This window comes from Burkholderia anthina (assembly GCF_001547525.1).
GTDB classification, from domain to species: domain Bacteria; phylum Pseudomonadota; class Gammaproteobacteria; order Burkholderiales; family Burkholderiaceae; genus Burkholderia; species Burkholderia semiarida.
On sequence record NZ_CM003768.1, the window covers coordinates 2,677,481 to 2,695,344 of the forward strand.

A 17,864-nucleotide genomic window follows, 5' to 3' on the forward strand; every position below is an offset into this window, starting at 1 on the left:
CCGACGACCCGACCGACCCGACACCGACAGTTCCGACAGAAGGCCACCCAGGATGACTTCCTCCAACACGACGATCGGCAGCAACGGCACCAACGTGTCGACGCTGCCGACCGACACGATGAACACCAACAAAGTGTCGTCGACCAACGGCACGTCGGCGAGCGACCTGCAGGCGACGTTCCTGAAGCTGCTCGTCACGCAGTTGCAGAACCAGGATCCGACGAGCCCCGTCGACAGTTCGCAGATGACGTCGCAGCTCGCGCAGATCAACACGGTGAGCGGCATCGCGCAGTTGAACACGTCGCTCACGTCGCTGTCGTCGCAGCTCGCGGCCGGCCAGCAGACGCAGGCCGCGCTGCTGATCGGCACCAACGTGCTCGCGCCGGGCAACAGCGTCGGCGTGAAGGGCGGCGCGGCGTCGCCGTTCGGCGTGTCGCTCGCGAACGACGTGTCGAACCTGACGATCACCGTGAAGGACAAGACGGGCGCCGTCGTCAACACGATCGACGCGGGCAAGCAGGCGGCCGGCACCGTGCCGTTCAACTGGACGCCGACGGACGCGGCCGGCAACGCGCTGCCCGACGGCACCTACACCGTGAGCGCGCAGTACACGGGCAGCGACGGCAAGACGTATGCGCCGACCGTGCTCGCGGCCGCGACGGTGCAGAGCGTGATCAAGCAGGCGGACGGCACCGCCGGGCTCGTGCTGTCGAACGGCACGACGGTGGGGCTCACCCAGGTTGCGTCGATCTTCCCGAACACGAAGTCGTCCTCGTCCGGCGACACCACCACCAACTGATTGATCGAGCTTTTTCCTAACGGAGACCGAAATGGGTTATCAACAGGGTCTGAGCGGCCTCGCCGGCGCATCGAACGCGCTCGACGTGATCGGCAACAACATCGCGAACGCGAACACGGTCGGCTTCAAGTCGAGCACCGCGCAATTCGCCGACATGTACGCGAACTCGGTCGCGACGTCGGTCAACACGCAGATCGGCATCGGCACGTCGCTGAACGCGGTGCAGCAGAACTTCGGGCAGGGCACGATCAACACGACGAACTCGTCGCTCGACGTCGCGATCAACGGCAACGGCTTCTTCCAGATGTCGAACAACGGCGTGACGACGTACTCGCGCGACGGCACGTTCCAGCGCGACAAGAACGGCTTCATCGTCGACTCGCAGGGCCGTAACCTGATGGGCTACGCGGCCAACGGCGGCGGCGTGATCAACACCGCGCAGACCGTGCCGCTGCAGGCGCCGACCAGCAACATCGCGCCGACCGCGACGACCAAGATCACCGGCCAGTTCAACCTGAACTCGCAGGACAAGGTGCCGGCCAAGACGCCGTTCGACCCGAACGACAACACGACGTACAACTATTCGACGTCGATCCAGGTGTACGACTCGCTCGGCGGCTCGCAGCCGGTGAACATGTACTTCGTGAAGTCGGCGGCCGGCACGTGGGAAGCGTATGCGAACGTGCAGGGCGCCGCGACCCCGACCGACCTCGGCACGATCACCTTCGATTCGTCGGGCGCGATCAAGAGCACGACGCTGCCGGGCTCGACCACGCCGACCACGTCGCTCGGCCAGTTCGACTTCACGGTGCCGACCACCGACGGCTCCACGACGCCGCAACAACTGACGCTCAACCTGACCGGCACGACGCAGTACGGCGGCAAGAACGGCGTGAACAACCTCGCGCAGGACGGCTACGCGAGCGGCACGCTGACGACCTACACGATCGGCGCCGACGGCAAGCTGACCGGCAACTACTCGAACGGCCAGACCGCCGTGCTGGGCCAGATCGCGATCGCGAACTTCAACAACCCGAACGGGCTGGTGAACCTCGGCGGCAACCAGTACGCCGAATCGTCGGCGTCGGGCGTGCCGCAGGTGTCGGCGCCGGGCAGCACGAACCACGGCACGCTGCAGGGCAGCGCGCTCGAGAACTCGAACGTCGATCTGACGGCGCAGCTCGTCAACCTGATCACCGCGCAGCGCAACTACCAGGCGAACGCGCAGACGATCAAGACGCAGCAGACCGTCGACCAGACGCTCATCAACCTGTAAGCGCGGATAACCGGCAGCCATGGACCGACTGATCTATACGGCGATGACGGGCGCGTCGCAGTCGCTCGACCAGCAGGCGGTGGTCGCGAACAACCTCGCGAACGCGTCGACGACGGGCTTTCGCGCGCAGCTCGCGACGTATCGCGCGGTGCCGATGAATTTCGGCGACGGCAGCAACATCGACCCGACGACGACGCGCACCTACGTGCTCGCGTCCACGCCCGGCGCCGATTACGCGCCGGGTCCGATCACGCGCACCGGCAACCCGCTCGACGTGGCCGTGCAGGGCGCCGGCTGGCTGTCGGTGCAGACGGCCGACGGCAGCGAGGCGTACACGCGCGCCGGCAACCTGCACGTCGACGAGAACGGCCAGCTCGTGAACGCGAGCAACCTGCCGGTGATCGGCAACGGCGGCCCGATCTCGGTGCCGCCGAACGCGGAAGTGACGATCGGCAAGGACGGCACGGTGTCCGCGCTGATGCCGGGCGACCCGCCCACCGCCGTCGCGATCGTCGACCAGATGAAGCTCGTCAATCCCGACCCGGCCACGCTCACGCGCGGCAACGACGGGCTGTTCCGCACCGCCGACGGCAATCCGGCCGACGCCGACCCGAACGTGGTCGTCACGCCGAATTCGCTCGAAGGCAGCAACGTGAACCCGGTGACCGCGATGGTCGCGATGATCGACAACGCGCGCGCGTTCCAGCTTCAGTCGAAGCTGATCCAGACGGCCGACCAGAACGAGCAGACGGCGAACCAGCTGCTCAATTTCAGCTGAGCGGCACGGCCCTCGCTATCAGGAGAAGATTCAAATGAACCGTTCGCTCTACATCGCCGCCACCGGCATGAATGCGCAGCAGGCGCAGATGGACGTGATCTCGAACAACCTCGCGAACACCAGCACGAACGGCTTCAAGGCGTCGCGCGCGGTGTTCGAGGATCTGCTGTACCAGACCATCCGCCAGCCCGGCGCGAATTCGACGCAGCAGACCGAGCTGCCGTCGGGCCTGCAGCTCGGCACCGGCGTGCAGCAGGTCGCGACCGAGCGCCTGTACACGCAGGGCGGCCTCACGCAGACCGGCAACTCGAAGGACGTCGCGATCAACGGCGCGGGCTTCTTCCAGGTGCTGATGCCGGACGGCACCAACGCGTACACGCGCGACGGCTCGTTCCAGACCAACGCGCAGGGCCAGCTCGTCACGTCGAGCGGCTACCAGGTGCTGCCGGCGATCACCGTGCCGCAGAACGCGCAGTCGCTGACGATCGGCAAGGACGGCGTCGTGTCGGTCACGCAGCCGGGCTCGAGCAACGCGGTGCAGATCGGTTCGCTGCAGATCGCGACCTTCATCAACCCGGCCGGCCTCGAGGCGAAGGGCGAGAACCTGTTCGCGGAAACGACGTCGTCGGGCGCGCCGAACGTGTCGCAGCCGGGGCTGAACGGCGCGGGCGTGCTCAACCAGGGCTACGTCGAGGCGTCGAACGTGAACGTCGTGCAGGAACTCGTCAACATGATCCAGACGCAGCGTGCCTACGAGATCAACAGCAAGGCCGTGACGACGTCCGACCAGATGCTGCAGACCGTCACGCAGATGAAGAGCTAACCGGAAGTCCCGTCGTCGCCATGAAGCAGGTTCGCCTCCCCTCGTCAGCCACCGTCCGCGCCGCCTGCGCGGTCGCGGTGGCGGCGCTCGCCGGTTGCGCGCAGATTCCGCGCGACCCGATCATCCAGCAGCCGATGACGGCGCAGCCGCCGATGCCGATGTCGATGCAGGCGCCCGGCTCGATCTACAACCCCGGCTTCGCGGGGCGGCCGCTGTTCGAGGATCAGCGCCCGCGCAACGTCGGCGACATCCTGACGATCATGATCGCGGAGAACATCAACGCGACCAAGTCGTCGGGCGCGAACACGAACCGGCAGGGCAATACCGATTTCAACGTGCCGACGGCCGGCTTTCTCGGCGGGCTGTTCGCGAAGGCGAACCTGTCGGCGGCCGGCGCGAACAAGTTCGCGGCCACCGGCGGCGCGAGCGCGGCGAACACGTTCAACGGCACGATCACGGTGACCGTCACGGGCGTGCTGCCGAACGGCAACCTCGTGGTGAGCGGCGAAAAGCAGATGCTGATCAACCAGGGCAACGAATTCGTGCGCTTCTCGGGGGTCGTCAACCCGAACACGATCTCGGGCGCGAACTCCGTCTATTCGACGCAGGTCGCCGACGCGAAGATCGAATACTCGTCGAAGGGCTACATCAACGAAGCCGAGACGATGGGCTGGCTGCAGCGCTTCTTCCTCAACATCGCGCCGTGGTGATGACGATGCGAACGACCCTGTTCAGCCGCCTGTCGGCCCGCGCGCACACGGCCGCGCGGCTCGCCGTCGCGTTCGCGGCGGTGGCTGCCGCGTGCGTGCTCGGCGCCGCGAACGCGCACGCGGAACGCCTGAAGGATCTCGCGCAGATCCAGGGCGTGCGCGACAACCCGCTGATCGGCTATGGCCTCGTCGTCGGCCTCGACGGCACGGGCGACCAGACGATGCAGACGCCGTTCACGACGCAGACGCTCGCGAACATGCTCGCGAACCTCGGCATCTCGATCAACAACGGTTCGGCCAACGGCGGCCCGTCGTCGCTGAACAACATGCAGCTGAAGAACGTCGCGGCCGTGATGGTGACGGCCACGCTGCCGCCGTTCGCGCGGCCCGGCGAGGCGCTCGACGTCACCGTGTCGTCGCTCGGCAACGCGAAGAGCCTGCGCGGCGGCACGCTGCTGCTCACGCCGCTGAAAGGCGCGGACGGCCAGGTGTACGCGCTCGCGCAGGGCAACATGGCGGTCGGCGGCGCGGGCGCCAGCGCGAACGGCAGCCGCGTGCAGGTGAACCAGCTCGCGGCCGGCCGGATCGTCGGCGGCGCGATCGTCGAGCGCGCGGTGCCGAACGCGGTCGCGCAGATGAACGGCGTGCTGCAACTGCAACTGAACGACATGGACTACGGCACCGCGCAGCGCATCGTGTCCGCGGTCAACGCGAGCTTCGGCCCGGGCACCGCGACGGCGCTCGACGGCCGCACGATCCAGCTCGCGGCGCCGGCCGATTCCGCGCAGCAGGTCGCGTTCATGGCGCGGCTGCAGAACCTCGACGTGAGCCCGGACAAGGCCGCGGCCAAGGTGATCCTGAACGCGCGCACCGGCTCGATCGTGATGAACCAGATGGTCACGCTGCAAAGCTGCGCGGTCGCGCACGGCAACCTGTCGGTGGTCGTCAACACGCAGCCGGTGGTGTCGCAGCCGGGGCCGTTCTCGAACGGGCAGACGGTGGTCGCGCAGCAGTCGCAGATCCAGTTGAAGCAGGACAACGGCGCGCTGAAGATGGTGACGGCCGGCGCGAATCTCGCCGACGTCGTGAAGGCGCTGAACACGCTCGGCGCGACGCCCGCGGACCTGATGTCGATCCTGCAGGCGATGAAGGCGGCCGGCGCGCTGCGTGCCGACCTGGAGGTGATCTAAATGGCAGCCACGCTCCCCAACGCAAACGACCTCACGCAGCGCTTCGCGCTCGACGTGCAGGGTTTCGATGCGCTGCGCGCGCAGGCGAAGCAGTCGCCGCAGGCCGGCGCGAAGGCCGTCGCCGGCCAGTTCGACGCGATGTTCACGCAGATGATGCTCAAGAGCATGCGCGACGCATCGCCCGACGGCGGCTTGCTCGATTCGCACACGTCGAAGATGTACACGTCGATGCTCGACCAGCAGCTCGCGCAGCAGATGTCGACGCGCGGGATCGGCGTGGCCGACGCGCTGATGAAGCAGTTGCTGCGCAACGCGGGCGTCGGCGCCGGCGGCGGCGCGGCGGACGTTGGCGCGGGCGGCATGGGCGGCATGGGCGTGGGCGGCCTCGGCACGGCCGGCAACGAAGGCGGCCTCGCCGCGATGAACGCGATGGCGAAGGCCTATGCGAACGCGGCGAACAACGGCGGCCTTGCCGGGGCGCGCGGCTATTCGGCCGGCAGCGCGCTGACGCCGCCGCTCAAGGGCGCGAGCGGCGTGCGCGACGCGGACGCGTTCGTCGACCGGCTCGCGGGCCCCGCGCAGGCGGCCAGCGCGACGACCGGCATCCCGGCGCGGTTCATCGTCGGCCAGGCCGCGCTCGAATCGGGCTGGGGCAAGCGCGAGATCCGCGCGACGGACGGCTCGACCAGCTACAACGTGTTCGGCATCAAGGCGAACAAGGGCTGGACCGGCCGCACCGTGTCGGCGCTGACCACCGAATACGTGAACGGCACGCCGCGCCGCGTGGTCGCGAAGTTCCGCGCGTACGACTCGTACGAGCACGCGATGACCGACTACGCGAACCTGCTGAAGAACAACCCGCGCTACGCGGGCGTGCTCAGCGCGAGCCGCAGCGTCGAAGGCTTCGCGCACGGGATGCAGAAGGCCGGCTACGCGACCGACCCGAATTACGCGAAGAAGCTGATCTCGATCATGCAGCAGATCGGCTGACGGCCCGCCCGCCACCGATCGACCCCTTCGGACCGCGCCCGGCACCTTGCCGCGCGCGGTTTCAACGTTTGCGACAAATAAATGGCCGTTTCGATCTAAACTTTCGGTCAGCACTGCCGCTAAGTGTGAGAGACCTGCGACCGGGCCCCCGTTCTGGCCCGGTTTTATTGCGCACCGGTTGCCCCGGGCGCCCATGACAAGAAAGACCGGCTAGCCATGAATATCGAAACGTCGACGGACCCCAGCCTGGATGCAGGCCACTCCGGGCCCGACTATGCCCGCCGCAATCCGCTGGAAATCGGCGTGCAGCTGCGCAACCTGGTGAATCGCGGCGATTTCCTGACCGTCCAGTACCCGGGCGGCCAGCTCGTCACGCGTTTGCTCGAGGTCGACGTCGGCGCGCGGACGTTCACGTTCGACTGGGGCGCGTTGTCGGAGCAGAACGCCGGCATCCTGGGCGCGTCGCACTGCACGTTCGCGGCCGCGCCGGAGGGCGTGCGCGTCGAATTCACCACGGGCACGCCGCGCGAGACGCGCTACGAGGGGCTGCCCGCGTTCGTCGCCGATTTCCCCGACGTGCTGGTCTGCATCCAGCGCCGCGAATATTTCCGCGTCGACGCGCCGATCGTCGATCCGTTCCTGTGCCGCGGCAAGCTGCCGGACGGCGAAAGCTTCCTGTTCGAGGTGCACAACCTGTCGCTCGGCGGCGTGGGGCTGCGTACGGCCGACGAGCGCGTCGAGGCGCTCGAGGTCGGCACGCTGCTGCCGGACGTCGAGCTCGAGCTGACGGGCCACGGCAAGCTGTCGCTCGACCTGCAGCTCGTGTCGCAGCGTTCGACGCAGATGCCGAACGGGGCGCGGCGCTACCAGCTCGGCTTCCGCTACATGTCGCTGCCGGGCAGCGCGGAGAACACGCTGCAGCGGCTGATCACGCAGCTCGAAATGAAGCGCCGCTCGCTCGCGCGGGCCTGACGCGCCTCCGGCGGGCGGCCCCCACGGGGCGGCCCGCGCGGCGCCGCCGGCGCCTCGTGCCGGCCGCTTCCGACGGCGACGCACGCTCGTGCGCCGCGCGTGCACTTTTTCCTCAATTTTTTCGATCCGCGGCCGTTATACCGGGAGTCACGCAACCCGGCGGCCGCAACGCGCGGCCGGCTCATCAGGATCGCGCATGTCCAACACACTCATGAACCTCGGCGTCAGCGGCCTGAATGCCGCGCTCTGGGGCCTCACGACGACCGGCAACAACATCAGCAACGCCGCGACGCCCGGCTATTCGGTCGAGCGGCCCGTGTATGCCGAAGCGAGCGGCCAGTACACGGGCAGCGGCTACATGCCGCAAGGCGTGAACACCGTCACCGTGCAGCGGCAGTACAGCCAGTACCTGAGCGACCAGCTGAACACCGCGCAGACGCAGGGCAGCGCGCTGTCGACCTGGTACACGCTCGTCGCGCAGCTGAACAACTACATCGGCAGCCCGACGGCCGGCATCTCGACCGCGATCACGAGCTACTTCACCGGTCTGCAGAACGTCGCGAACAACGCGTCCGACCCGTCCGTGCGGCAGACCGCGATCAGCAACGCGCAGACGCTGGCCAACCAGATCAACGCGGCCGGCCAGCAGTACGACGCGCTGCGCCAGAGCGTGAACACCCAGCTCACCAGCACGGTGTCGCAGATCAACACGTACACCGCTCAGATCGCCGAGCTGAACCAGCAGATCTCGGCGGCGAGCAGCCAGGGCCAGCCGCCGAACCAGCTGATGGACCAGCGCGACCTCGCCGTGTCGAACCTGTCGAGCCTCGCCGGCGTCCAGGTCGTGCGCAACGAGGGCGGCTACAGCTTGTTCCTCGCGGGCGGCCAGCCGCTCGTCGTCGCCGACAAGAGCTACCAGCTCGCGACCGTCTCGTCGCCGTCGGACCCGAGCGAGCTGACCGTCGTGTCGCAGGGCATCGCCGGCGCGAACCCGCAGGGGCCGAACCAGGCGTTGCCCGATTCGTCGCTGTCGGGCGGCACGCTCGGCGGCCTGCTCGCATTCCGCAGCCAGACGCTCGACCCCGCGCAGGCGCAGCTCGGCGCGATCGCGACCAGCTTCGCCGCGCAGGTCAACGCGCAGAACGCGCTCGGCATCGACCTGTCGGGCAATCCGGGCGGCAACCTGTTCAGCGTGCCGTCGCCGACCGTGTACGCGACCCAGGGGAATACGGGCAACGCGTCGCTGTCGGTGTCGTTCGCGAACGCGTCGCGGCCGACGACGAGCGACTATACGCTCTCGTTCGACGGCGCGAATTACACGCTGACCGACCGCGCGAGCGGCGCGGTGGTCGACCAGAAGGCGGGCCCGATGCCGGTTTCGCTCGGCGGGCTGAACTTCTCGGCCGCGACCGGCACGCAGATGCAGCCGGGCGACAAGTTCACCGTGCTGCCGACGCGCGGCGCGCTGAACGGCTTCGGCCTTGCGACGACGAGCTTCTCGGCGATCGCGGCCGCGTCGCCGGCCGTCACGTCGGCGGCGAGCACCAACACGGGCACGGGCAAGATCACGCTGGGCGGCGTGACCTCGGGCTATCAGGTGCCGACGACCAAGCTGACCTTCGACGCGACGGCGAAGACGCTGACGGGCTTCCCGGTCGGCACCACGGTGACGGTCGGAACGACGCCGCCGACGACGGTGACCATCGTGAATCCGACGGACACCGTCCCGTACGACCCGGCGTCCGGCGCGACGATGACGATGTCGGGGACGGCCGCGGGCGCACTCAACGGCGTGAGCGTGTCGCTGTCCGGCGCGCCGGCGACCGGCGATTCGTTCACGATCGGGCCGTACGCCGGCGGCACCAGCGACGGCTCCAACGCACGGGCGCTGTCGCAACTCGTCAATGCGAAGGCGCTCGGCGGCGGCACGACGACCCTCACGGGCGCGTACGCGACCTACGTCAACGGCATCGGCAACACGGCGACGCAGCTCAAATCGTCGAGCACCGCGCAGACCGCGCTGGTCGGTCAGATCACGCAGGCACAGCAGTCGGTGTCGGGCGTGAACCAGAACGAGGAAGCGGCCAACCTGATGCAGTACCAGCAGCTTTACCAGGCGAACGCGAAGGTGATTCAGACGGCGGCGACGCTGTTCCAGACCGTCCTTGGCCTGTTCAACTGACCGGATTCGAGAGGATAGAAACGATGCGGATCTCCAGCGCCCAGTATTTCCAGCTGAACGTCACGCAGATGAACGACCAGCAGGCCCAGCTTGCGCAGCTGTACCAGCAGATCGCGAGCGGCGTGAGCCTGCAGACGGCGGCGGACAATCCGGTCGGCGCGGCGCAGGCCGTGCAGTTGTCGATGACGTCGGCGACGCTGTCGCAGTACGCGACCAACCAGACCACGGCGCTCGCGTCGCTGCAGGCCGAGGACCAGGCGCTGCAGAACGTGAGCGGCGTGCTCACGAGCGCGCAGACGCTGCTCGTGCGGGCGGGCGACGGCTCGCTGTCCGACAGCAACCGGGCGGCGCTGGCGACGCAGCTGCAGGGCTACCGCGACCAGTTGTTGACGCTCGCGAACACCAACGACGGCGCCGGCACCTACCTGTTCGCCGGCACGAACAACTCCGCGCCGCCGTTCAAGGCCGCGCCGAACGGCAGCGTGGCGTATGTCGGCGACACCGGCACGCGCGACGTGCAGATCGCCGATTCGAGCACCGTGTCGCAGAGCGACACGGGGGCGGCCGTCTTCATGTCGGTGCCGGCGATCGGCAGCACGCCCGTGCCGTCGGCGGGCGCCGCCAATACGGGCACCGCCACGATCGGCACGGTGACCGTGACGAACCCGGCGGCCGCGACGAACGGCCATCAGTTCGCGATCACGTTCGGCGGCACGCCCGCCGCGCCGACCTACACGGTGACCGACAACTCGGTCAGCCCGCCGAGCACCACGCCGGCGCAGGCCTATTCGGCCGGCTCGGCGATCTCGCTCGGCAACGGCATGACGGTGACGGTGTCGGGCACGCCGGCCGTCGGCGACACGTTCGCGGTCGACCCGGCGCCGCAGGCGAGCGGCGGCGCCGACATATTCTCGACACTCGACGCGATGATTTCGGCGCTGAACAAGCCCGTGACCGGCAACCCGGTGGCGAGCGCCGCGCTGACGAATGCGCTGATGACGGGCTCGACCAAGCTCGGCAACACGATGCGCAACGTCACGACGATCCAGGCGTCGGTCGGCGGCCGCGAGCAGGAAGTCAAGGCGATGCAGGCCGTCAACCAGTCCGCGGCGCTGCAGACGAGCAGCAACCTGTCGGATCTGACGAGCACCAACATGGTGACGACGATCAGCCAGTACCTGCAGGTGCAGAACGCGCTGACCGGCGCGCAGAAGGCCTACGTGCAGTTGCAGAACATGTCGCTGTTCCAGTACATCAATCCGTGACGTACGCGGCGCCGGCTGCGATGTGAGCGCATGCTTACTTCGCGGCCGGCGCGCGCCGCCGCCCCGCGCGTCGGGCGCGGACGGCGCTTCACCGGGCCGCGCGCCCGCGCACCGGTTCTCTGGCGCGACCTGCCGCTCCGGCACCTGGCCGTTCCGCTTGCCGGCCCCGCCTGCCGGTTCGCTTGCCAGCCCCATTTCCGCTCCGTAAACTCGCGCCAGATTCCAGACCGGCGCATCCCTGGCAGCCGGCGACCGACGACCGACAGGAGCGCTTTCCCCATGTCCGATTCCTACTTCCCGCGCTGGCGGGTCCAACCGACCGGCGCGGCCTCGCGCGTGGTCGGCCCCGACGAACGCCTCGCGTGGCCGCAGATGGTCGCGATGGGCGTGCAGCACGTCGTCGCGATGTTCGGTTCGACCGTGCTCGCGCCGCTGCTGATGGGCTTCGACCCGAACCTGTGCATCTTCATGTCGGGCATCGGCACGCTGCTGTTCTTCGTGCTCGTCGGCGGGCGCGTGCCGAGCTACCTCGGCTCGAGCTTCGCGTTCATCGGCCTCGTGATCGCGGTGACGGGCTACGGCGGCAGCGGCCCGAACCCGAACATTCCGGTCGCGCTCGGCGGGATCGTCGCGTGCGGCGTCGTGTACGTGGCGCTCGGCGCGCTCGTGCAGGCGATCGGCACGCGCTGGATCGAGACGCTGATGCCGCCCGTCGTGACCGGCGCGGTGGTCGCGGTGATCGGGCTGAACCTCGCGCCGATCGCGGTCAAGGGCGTGTCGGGCTCGACCTTCGACTCGGTGATGGCGCTCGTCACGGTGCTGTGCGTCGGCGGCGTCGCGGTGTTCGCGCGCGGGACGGTGCAGCGCCTGCTGATCCTCGTCGGGCTCGTGATCGCCTACGTGATCTACGCGATCGCGACCAACGGGATGGGTCTCGGCAAGCCGATCGATTTCGCGATCGTCGCGCATGCCGCGTGGTTCGGCGTGCCGGGCTTTCGCGCGCCGGTGTTCGATCCGCACGCGATGCTGATGCTCGCGCCGATCGCGGTGATCCTGGTCGCGGAGAACCTCGGCCACATCAAGGCCGTCAGCGCGATGACGGGCACCAACCTCGACCGCTACGTCGGCCGCGCGTTCATCGGCGACGGGCTCGCGACGATCGTGTCGGGCAGCGTCGGCGGCACGGGCGTGACCACCTACGCGGAGAACATCGGCGTGATGGCCGTCACGCGGATCTATTCGACGCTGGTGTTCGCGGTCGCCGCGCTGATCGCGATCGGGCTCGGCTTCTCGCCGAAGTTCGGTGCGGTGATCCAGACGATCCCGGGCCCCGTGCTCGGCGGCGTGTCGATCGTGGTGTTCGGGCTGATCGCGGTGACGGGCGCGCGGATCTGGGTCGTCAACAAGGTCGATTTCTCCGACAACCGCAACCTGATCGTCGCGGCCGTCACGCTGGTGCTCGGCGCCGGCGACTTCTCGCTGAAGATCGGCGGCTTCGGGCTCGGCGGGATCGGCACCGCGACGTTCGGCGCGATCATCCTGTACGCGCTCCTGCGCAAGGAGAAGGAGCCGGGGCCGGTGGTGTGAGGCGCGGGGGAGGCCGGCGCATCGGCCGTCACGGATTCGGCTGCACCGAAAACGTGAGCGGCCACGCAAAGGTTCCGTCCTTCGCCTTCGGCGCGAACACGAACCGATAGGTCAGCGTAAACGTCGTGTTCAGCGCCGTATACGGCACGTTGATCGTGCCGCCCGTTCCCGGCAGCACCACCTTGCCGCCGAAGCCGCTGATCTCGATCGAACTGAACTGCGACAGGCTCGCGGCGGCAACCTGTACGCGCACCGTATAACCGGCCCGGTCGTTGGTCTGGACCGCGAGGGTCGTCCCCGACGGGTTGTTCGCGTTCGGCACGGCCAGGTAGCCGATGCTCGTGTCCTTGTTCGCGATCACGAGCTTCGCCGGATGGGTCGCGTTCAGCCGCGCATACGCCTGGACCGTTGCCCCGACCTGCACCGGGCGGCTGGCCTGCTTCGCGGCGCTCGGGCCGGGCGCCGCGCCGACGAGCGCGATCGAGAGCGCGGCCAGTGCGGCCAGCAGCCCGCGCGCGCGGCCCGCACCGCGTGGCGCGAGTGGCGCCCCGAGTGGCGCCGCACCGGTCCGTCCGCGGGCGCGCCGCGCTGCGGCGGCGCTCGCTGTCTGGGTTCGATTCATGTCTGCCCCCGTTGTCCGAGTCCGTGATGGTGGTCGATGGCGGCATGCGCGACGCACGCGCCGTTGGCTCGCCTAGTAGTTGAACAGGATCGTGATGTTGTGGTCCGCGTAGCTGCCCGGCACGGCGTTCTGGCCGCCGCGGATCAGCCCGTACACGGTCGCGCTGAATGCGCCGGCGCCCGTGATCTTGCCCCATGAAATCGTCGACGTGCCGCTCGTGCCGTCTCCCCAGACCGACGTGTGCGCGCTGTCGAGATACAGGTTGTAGCCGAGCGTCTGCGTGTCGCCGGTGCGCGTCATCAGCCGGTTCGCGAACGTGCCGCCGCCCGCGCTCGCCGTGACCGTCGGCGTCGCGTTGCCGCTGCCGGTGCAGTTCACCGAGACGGTGACGGCCGACGTCGCCGCGTTGATGGTGTCGTACGTGCCGAACACCATCGACGACGGTGCCGTCATCGTGCACGTCGTCGCCGCGCGCGCGGCCGGCGCGGCCATCAGCGCGGCGCCGGCCGCGAACAACGCGAACGCGGCAGACGCCGCGGAGGTCGCGGCCGTCGCGCGGACGCGCGGGAGCCGGACCGGCCGCCCGGCATGCTTGCGATGTCTCATGGTGTGACTCCCTTGCAAAGATGGGTGCCGAGGTCCGGCAGCGGATCGTCACCGGCGGGAAAGCGCACGGTCACGTCGCACTGCCGGTCGCGCCACGCCGCATGCAGGCGGTTCTGCTCCGACAGTCCGGTGACGTACACGACGCCGTCGCGGCCGACTGGAAACGCGTCCTTCCGCCCGTCGATCGTGACGATCGCGCCGGCCGGCAGGTGCGCGCCGTCCGCGAGATCGAGCGTGAGCATCGCGCCGCGCGAGCGCGTGATCGGGAACACGAGCGCCATGCCGCTGCGGAAGTAGGGCACCGCGTCGAGCTTCAGCGTGCCGATCGTCGCGTCGAACGGCAGGTCGGCCTGCTCGATCGAAATCGGGTTGTTTTCATACGCGCGCAGCCGCGGCAGCAGCGCGACGCCGCTCGCGTCCGTGTGCGCGACGAGCTGGTTGTCCGCGAGGATGCCGACGTTGGCGAAGCCCGGCACCTTGACCAGCGCGAAGCTGTCGGTGATCTGCCGCGACAGGCGCGCGGTGCCGTCGACGAACGCGACGCCGCCCGCGACGTTGGCGCGCACGCCGGCGCGGCCGCGATACGCCGCCGCCTCGACGCTGTAGGTGCCGGTGCGCGTCTGCAGCGTCGCGCTCGCGTCCTGCGTGTCGTTGCCGGCCTGCAGCGCGTAGCCGAAACCTTCGCCGACCGGCAGGCTGCGCTGCAGTTGCGCGAGCATTTCGGTGCGGTCCTGCTGGTGCGTCATCGTGACGGATGCGCTCGTGCGGTTGTCGACCGGAATCGTCCACGCGACGCCGACGATCGTCGCGCCAGCGCCGCTCAGCGGCTTGCTGACGCTGACGTTGGCGAAGCCGAAGCGACCGAGCTGCGCGCTGTAGCTGAGCGACAGCAACTGGGTCTTGTAGCCGTCGCGATCGTCGAGGAACACGTGCGCGAGCCCGAGCGAGCCGAAGCGGCCCATCCCGAGGCCGACGTTGACGCTCGTCAGCAGCTTCGGCGCGAGCCTGCCCGGCTCGAGCCCGATCTGCGCGAAATGCGGGGTCGCCCATTGCGCGTGCGCGCCGATCTCCACGAGGCCGGCCTGGCTCTCGGCGCCGATCGTCGCCAGCGCGCCCGCGCCATCGGCGCTGCGGCTCGCCGCCGCCGCCGCGTTGAGGACGCCGAGCGGCCCGGCCAGCACCACGCCGCCGACGCCGACGTTTTGCCGCGACGCTTCGGCTTCCGCGTGGATCTCGCCGGTGAACCGGTCGGTCATGCCGATCCGGTGCGTCGCGCTGGCGAACCAGCGCCCGTAGTCGTTGCTCGCGAGGCCGAAATCGCGCCGCTCCTTGCCGATCTCGTACGAGAAATCCTGCATCCCCCGCTTCAGCAGATTCGCGCTTGCGTAGAACGATTGCGTGATCACCTGCTCGCGACCCATCACGTCGCGCACCACGACCCGCACGTCGCCCTGGCCGGTCACCACCGGCACGTTGTTGATCGCGAACGGGCCGGGGGCGACCTCGCGCGTCGACGTCAGCGCGTTGTTGACGTAGACGTCGACCGTCGAAGGCAGCACGGCCTGCCCGCTCACGCCCTGCAGCGGGATCGTGACGAGCCCCGGCTGCGTCGCGAAATTGGTCGCGTACTGGATGCCGCCGAAGCGGACCGCGCGGCCCCACATGCCCGCGCGGCTGATCGCGTCGCCGATGCGCAGGCTCGCGAGATGGCCGGGCCGATCGGTCGTCCACGTGGTTTCGAGGCGCGTGAGGCGCCGCGTCGGGCCCGCTTCGTCCGCGAGAAACGTGCCGACGCCCACGCCGAAGCGGTTGAAGAAGCCAAGCTCGAACAGTCCGGAGCCGTGCGTCTGGCCCGCGGCCTGTTCGGCAAGCAGGTCGTAGTTGAAGAAGCCGCCGATGCCCGGCTCGACGGCCGACGCGCGGTGCCGCTCGGTCTCGTCGAAGGTCGCGCCGACGAATGCCTGGGCCGGAGCGCTGATCGCCATCGTCAGATTCTGCTCGTCGACGGTGTACGTGAGGCCCGCGATCGCGTTCAGCGGGTAGTACGGCGTGTCGTTGCCGGCCAGCGGCGCGACGTCAGGCCGCCTGAGCCGCCAGCGCGTCAGGTCGTCGGCCGACACGTAGAACGCGCCGTCGGCCGCCTTGATCAGCAGCGCGGTTTCGTCGAGGCCCTGGCGGTTGATGTCGACCTGGTACAGCAGCTCGGCCGGGCCGCCCGCCGCGCCATGCGACGCCTGCGCGGCCGCGGCGGCCGGTGCCGCGACGAGACGCTCGTGTGCGTGTGGGGTCTGCGCGCTCATGAGAATCGCGATCAGCAGCGCCGCGTCAGCGCGCGTTCGGCGCGAGCGTCGTATCGATGTCGCCCGCATCGGAGTAGCCGATCAGGTGCATGCCGGAGGCAACGGCCGGCGCGGTTCCGGCACCGGGCTTGAACGTCAGTTCGCGCGACTGGCCGGGCAGCACGTACGCGAATTCCGCGTGCGTGGCGACGGGGCGATCGCTGCCCGGCGCGAGCAGCGCGAGGTTCGCCACCTGCGCATGCGCGGTGCCGTCGTTGGTCACGCGCAACGCGAGCGTGCCCGAGCCGCGCGGGCGCGGCTCCGCGCTCCAGCGCAGCCGCGGGGCGGTGTCGACGGCCGGCTTCACGAAGATCGGCAGGCTCATTTCCAGCGCGATCTGCACGCCGGTGAAACCGGGCTTCGGCGCGGGCGGAATCTCCTGCAGATACAGCCGGTAGCTGGTTTCGCGGTCAGCGGCGGGCGGATGCCGCAGGCCGACGCGCACGACCTGCGCACTGCCCGGCGCGATCGTGAAGATCGGCGGCGCGGCGATCAGGTCGCCGGTCGACGCATAGACGTCGTCGCCCGCGTTCTGCGACCACGCAACGGTGCGCAGCTGGACGATCACGGGCTGGTCGGGCGATTCGTTGCGCACCGTCAGCGCGACGCTGCGTTGCGCGGCCGACAGCTCGACGCGCACGGGCGACACGGTGAAGTCGGTGGCCCGACTGTCGGCGGAGGCGGCGGCGAGCGTCACGGCCGCGAGCCAGGTCGCGAGTTTGTACACGTTCGGTTTCATCACGGATCCACCTCCAGGGGGGCGCTGCTGGATGTTCGACGTCTGCCGGTCGGGAGGGCGCGCATCTGCGCTGCCGCACGCCCTCCGCGCGGCACTAAAACGTGACGGTGACCGTCACCGTGTCCGCATAGCTGCCCGGCACCGCATTGGGCTGGTCCGGCACCTTGCCGTACACGGTCTTGGTGATCGCCTGCGCCATCGCCATCCCCTGGCCGGTGCCGTTGACGGTATCGCTCGGCGGCGTGTTGCCCCACACGACCGTGCGGTTCGAATCCTGGTACAGCGAGTAGTTGAGCTGGTTCGAGCCGCTCGTCATGATGCGGTTGGCGACCGTGGCGCCGGACGTCGTGCCCGCATTCAGGCCGATGTTGAAGTTCGTCCCGTTCGTGCAGCGGACCGTGATCGCGGACTGCGCCGATTGATCGCCGGTTCCCGGTGTGTAGGCGGGGAAAGTCAGCGCGCCGGCCGAGTCGATCAGGCACGTTGCGTTGACGGTGGCGGATACGCCGAACGTCGTGGTGGTCTGTCCGGCCGATGCCGAGAGGGCCGTGCAGGCGAGCGATGCGGCAAGCGCCGCGTGGGTCAGTACGGAGTGCTTCATGATGCAGTTCTCCCTTGAGAGCTGGAATGTGCGGCCGGTGCGTCGAGCCGTTCGGGACGGGATCTCGATCGTCAGCGCGCGATGCGTCTTCTGGTCGTGTCGGAATCGGGTCGCTTGCTGGGCGGGCACCTCCTTTGTGTCGTCGTGCGGAATCGGGCGCGCGGCCGGGCAGCCCGGCCGCTGCTGCGGCGCGTACCGCGCGAGTCGTGGCCGTTGCCGCTCGCGTGCGCGTCGGCACGCGGGCGGCGCCGCCCTGGCGAGCGGCACGACTCGGCGCGGCGCGCATGCGCGCGGCCAGGGATTCCCGGGATTCGCCTATCGGATCGGCGCGTCGTGACTTCGGGTAACGGTGTGGGCCGTGTGCGCGCATCGGACGGCGATGGTG

Annotated in this window: 16 protein-coding genes; 11 read left to right on the forward strand and 5 right to left on the reverse strand. The window is 69.2% G+C overall.

The features are described from left to right. The first annotated feature begins 52 nt into the window (after positions 1 to 52). The 11 genes from flgD (at position 53) to WS64_RS12275 (ending at position 12,572) form a co-directional block, all read left to right on the forward strand. Positions 53 to 799, forward strand: a complete 747-nt coding sequence (gene flgD / locus WS64_RS12225; RefSeq protein ID WP_060966547.1) for a flagellar hook assembly protein FlgD — start codon at positions 53 to 55, stop codon at positions 797 to 799. Between the two features lie 31 nt (positions 800 to 830). After that, positions 831 to 2,075, forward strand: a complete 1,245-nt coding sequence (gene flgE / locus WS64_RS12230; protein WP_060312180.1) for a flagellar hook protein FlgE — start codon at positions 831 to 833, stop codon at positions 2,073 to 2,075. 19 nt (positions 2,076 to 2,094) lie between these two features. After that, complete coding sequence (flgF, locus tag WS64_RS12235; protein WP_060966548.1) at positions 2,095 to 2,853, forward strand: flagellar basal-body rod protein FlgF; 759 nt, start codon at positions 2,095 to 2,097, stop codon at positions 2,851 to 2,853. A gap of 34 nt (positions 2,854 to 2,887) precedes the next feature. Beyond that, the gene (gene flgG / locus WS64_RS12240; RefSeq protein ID WP_006485706.1) at positions 2,888 to 3,676 is read left to right on the forward strand and encodes a flagellar basal-body rod protein FlgG; all 789 of its coding nucleotides are present in this window, start codon (positions 2,888 to 2,890) and stop codon (positions 3,674 to 3,676) included. A gap of 20 nt (positions 3,677 to 3,696) precedes the next feature. Beyond that, on the forward strand, positions 3,697 to 4,386 hold the full coding sequence (flgH, locus tag WS64_RS12245; protein ID WP_059642434.1) for a flagellar basal body L-ring protein FlgH: 690 nt from the start codon (positions 3,697 to 3,699) through the stop codon (positions 4,384 to 4,386). A gap of 5 nt (positions 4,387 to 4,391) precedes the next feature. Then, positions 4,392 to 5,576, forward strand: a complete 1,185-nt coding sequence (locus WS64_RS12250; RefSeq protein ID WP_060966959.1) for a flagellar basal body P-ring protein FlgI — start codon at positions 4,392 to 4,394, stop codon at positions 5,574 to 5,576. Then, positions 5,577 to 6,566 (forward strand): flagellar assembly peptidoglycan hydrolase FlgJ, encoded by a 990-nt coding sequence (gene flgJ, locus WS64_RS12255; protein WP_060312177.1) that lies wholly within the window; start codon positions 5,577 to 5,579, stop codon positions 6,564 to 6,566. It abuts the gene before it with no gap. Between the two features lie 216 nt (positions 6,567 to 6,782). Continuing rightward, the gene (locus WS64_RS12260) at positions 6,783 to 7,538 is read left to right on the forward strand and encodes a flagellar brake protein (protein WP_059583897.1); all 756 of its coding nucleotides are present in this window, start codon (positions 6,783 to 6,785) and stop codon (positions 7,536 to 7,538) included. 196 nt (positions 7,539 to 7,734) lie between these two features. After that, positions 7,735 to 9,720: a flagellar hook-associated protein FlgK gene (gene flgK / locus WS64_RS12265; protein ID WP_060312175.1), complete on the forward strand. Its 1,986-nt coding sequence runs from the start codon at positions 7,735 to 7,737 to the stop codon at positions 9,718 to 9,720. A 23-nt stretch (positions 9,721 to 9,743) separates the two neighbouring features. Beyond that, the gene (gene flgL / locus WS64_RS12270) at positions 9,744 to 10,985 is read left to right on the forward strand and encodes a flagellar hook-associated protein FlgL (RefSeq protein ID WP_060966549.1); all 1,242 of its coding nucleotides are present in this window, start codon (positions 9,744 to 9,746) and stop codon (positions 10,983 to 10,985) included. A gap of 279 nt (positions 10,986 to 11,264) precedes the next feature. After that, complete coding sequence (locus WS64_RS12275) at positions 11,265 to 12,572, forward strand: solute carrier family 23 protein (RefSeq protein ID WP_059642425.1); 1,308 nt, start codon at positions 11,265 to 11,267, stop codon at positions 12,570 to 12,572. A gap of 28 nt (positions 12,573 to 12,600) precedes the next feature. On the opposite strand, the gene WS64_RS12280 is transcribed toward WS64_RS12275, so the two are convergent. The 5 genes from WS64_RS12280 to WS64_RS12300 form a co-directional block, all read right to left on the reverse strand. Continuing rightward, on the reverse strand, positions 12,601 to 13,194 hold the full coding sequence (locus tag WS64_RS12280; protein ID WP_081103822.1) for a hypothetical protein: 594 nt from the start codon (positions 13,192 to 13,194) through the stop codon (positions 12,601 to 12,603). Between the two features lie 72 nt (positions 13,195 to 13,266). Next, positions 13,267 to 13,800 (reverse strand): spore coat protein U domain-containing protein, encoded by a 534-nt coding sequence (locus tag WS64_RS32755; RefSeq protein WP_226225879.1) that lies wholly within the window; start codon positions 13,798 to 13,800, stop codon positions 13,267 to 13,269. Continuing rightward, positions 13,797 to 16,100: a fimbria/pilus outer membrane usher protein gene (locus tag WS64_RS12290; protein WP_244166553.1), complete on the reverse strand. Its 2,304-nt coding sequence runs from the start codon at positions 16,098 to 16,100 to the stop codon at positions 13,797 to 13,799. Before WS64_RS12290 ends, WS64_RS32755 begins: the two co-directional genes overlap by 4 nt. Positions 16,101 to 16,125: 25 nt before the next feature. Then, the gene (locus tag WS64_RS12295) at positions 16,126 to 16,878 is read right to left on the reverse strand and encodes a fimbrial biogenesis chaperone (RefSeq protein WP_060966550.1); all 753 of its coding nucleotides are present in this window, start codon (positions 16,876 to 16,878) and stop codon (positions 16,126 to 16,128) included. A 94-nt stretch (positions 16,879 to 16,972) separates the two neighbouring features. Beyond that, the gene (locus tag WS64_RS12300) at positions 16,973 to 17,479 is read right to left on the reverse strand and encodes a Csu type fimbrial protein (protein ID WP_059583886.1); all 507 of its coding nucleotides are present in this window, start codon (positions 17,477 to 17,479) and stop codon (positions 16,973 to 16,975) included. Positions 17,480 to 17,864: the final 385 nt, after the last annotated feature.

What these genes read in the sequence shown, in the direction of transcription:
- flgL (WP_060966549.1), top strand. Translation starts at nt 9,744, where the DNA reads ATGCGGATCTCCAGCGCCCAGTATTTCCAGCTGAACGTCACGCAGATG.
- WS64_RS12290 (WP_244166553.1), bottom strand. Translation starts at nt 16,100, where the DNA reads ATGAGCGCGCAGACCCCACACGCACACGAGCGTCTCGTCGCGGCACCG.
- WS64_RS32755 (WP_226225879.1), bottom strand. Translation starts at nt 13,800, where the DNA reads ATGAGACATCGCAAGCATGCCGGGCGGCCGGTCCGGCTCCCGCGCGTC.
- WS64_RS12275 (WP_059642425.1), top strand. Translation starts at nt 11,265, where the DNA reads ATGTCCGATTCCTACTTCCCGCGCTGGCGGGTCCAACCGACCGGCGCG.
- flgK (WP_060312175.1), top strand. Translation starts at nt 7,735, where the DNA reads ATGTCCAACACACTCATGAACCTCGGCGTCAGCGGCCTGAATGCCGCG.
- flgJ (WP_060312177.1), top strand. Translation starts at nt 5,577, where the DNA reads ATGGCAGCCACGCTCCCCAACGCAAACGACCTCACGCAGCGCTTCGCG.
- flgE (WP_060312180.1), top strand. Translation starts at nt 831, where the DNA reads ATGGGTTATCAACAGGGTCTGAGCGGCCTCGCCGGCGCATCGAACGCG.
- flgF (WP_060966548.1), top strand. Translation starts at nt 2,095, where the DNA reads ATGGACCGACTGATCTATACGGCGATGACGGGCGCGTCGCAGTCGCTC.
- WS64_RS12300 (WP_059583886.1), bottom strand. Translation starts at nt 17,479, where the DNA reads ATGAAGCACTCCGTACTGACCCACGCGGCGCTTGCCGCATCGCTCGCC.
- WS64_RS12250 (WP_060966959.1), top strand. Translation starts at nt 4,392, where the DNA reads ATGCGAACGACCCTGTTCAGCCGCCTGTCGGCCCGCGCGCACACGGCC.
- WS64_RS12295 (WP_060966550.1), bottom strand. Translation starts at nt 16,878, where the DNA reads ATGAAACCGAACGTGTACAAACTCGCGACCTGGCTCGCGGCCGTGACG.
- WS64_RS12280 (WP_081103822.1), bottom strand. Translation starts at nt 13,194, where the DNA reads ATGAATCGAACCCAGACAGCGAGCGCCGCCGCAGCGCGGCGCGCCCGC.
- WS64_RS12260 (WP_059583897.1), top strand. Translation starts at nt 6,783, where the DNA reads ATGAATATCGAAACGTCGACGGACCCCAGCCTGGATGCAGGCCACTCC.
- flgD (WP_060966547.1), top strand. Translation starts at nt 53, where the DNA reads ATGACTTCCTCCAACACGACGATCGGCAGCAACGGCACCAACGTGTCG.
- flgH (WP_059642434.1), top strand. Translation starts at nt 3,697, where the DNA reads ATGAAGCAGGTTCGCCTCCCCTCGTCAGCCACCGTCCGCGCCGCCTGC.
- flgG (WP_006485706.1), top strand. Translation starts at nt 2,888, where the DNA reads ATGAACCGTTCGCTCTACATCGCCGCCACCGGCATGAATGCGCAGCAG.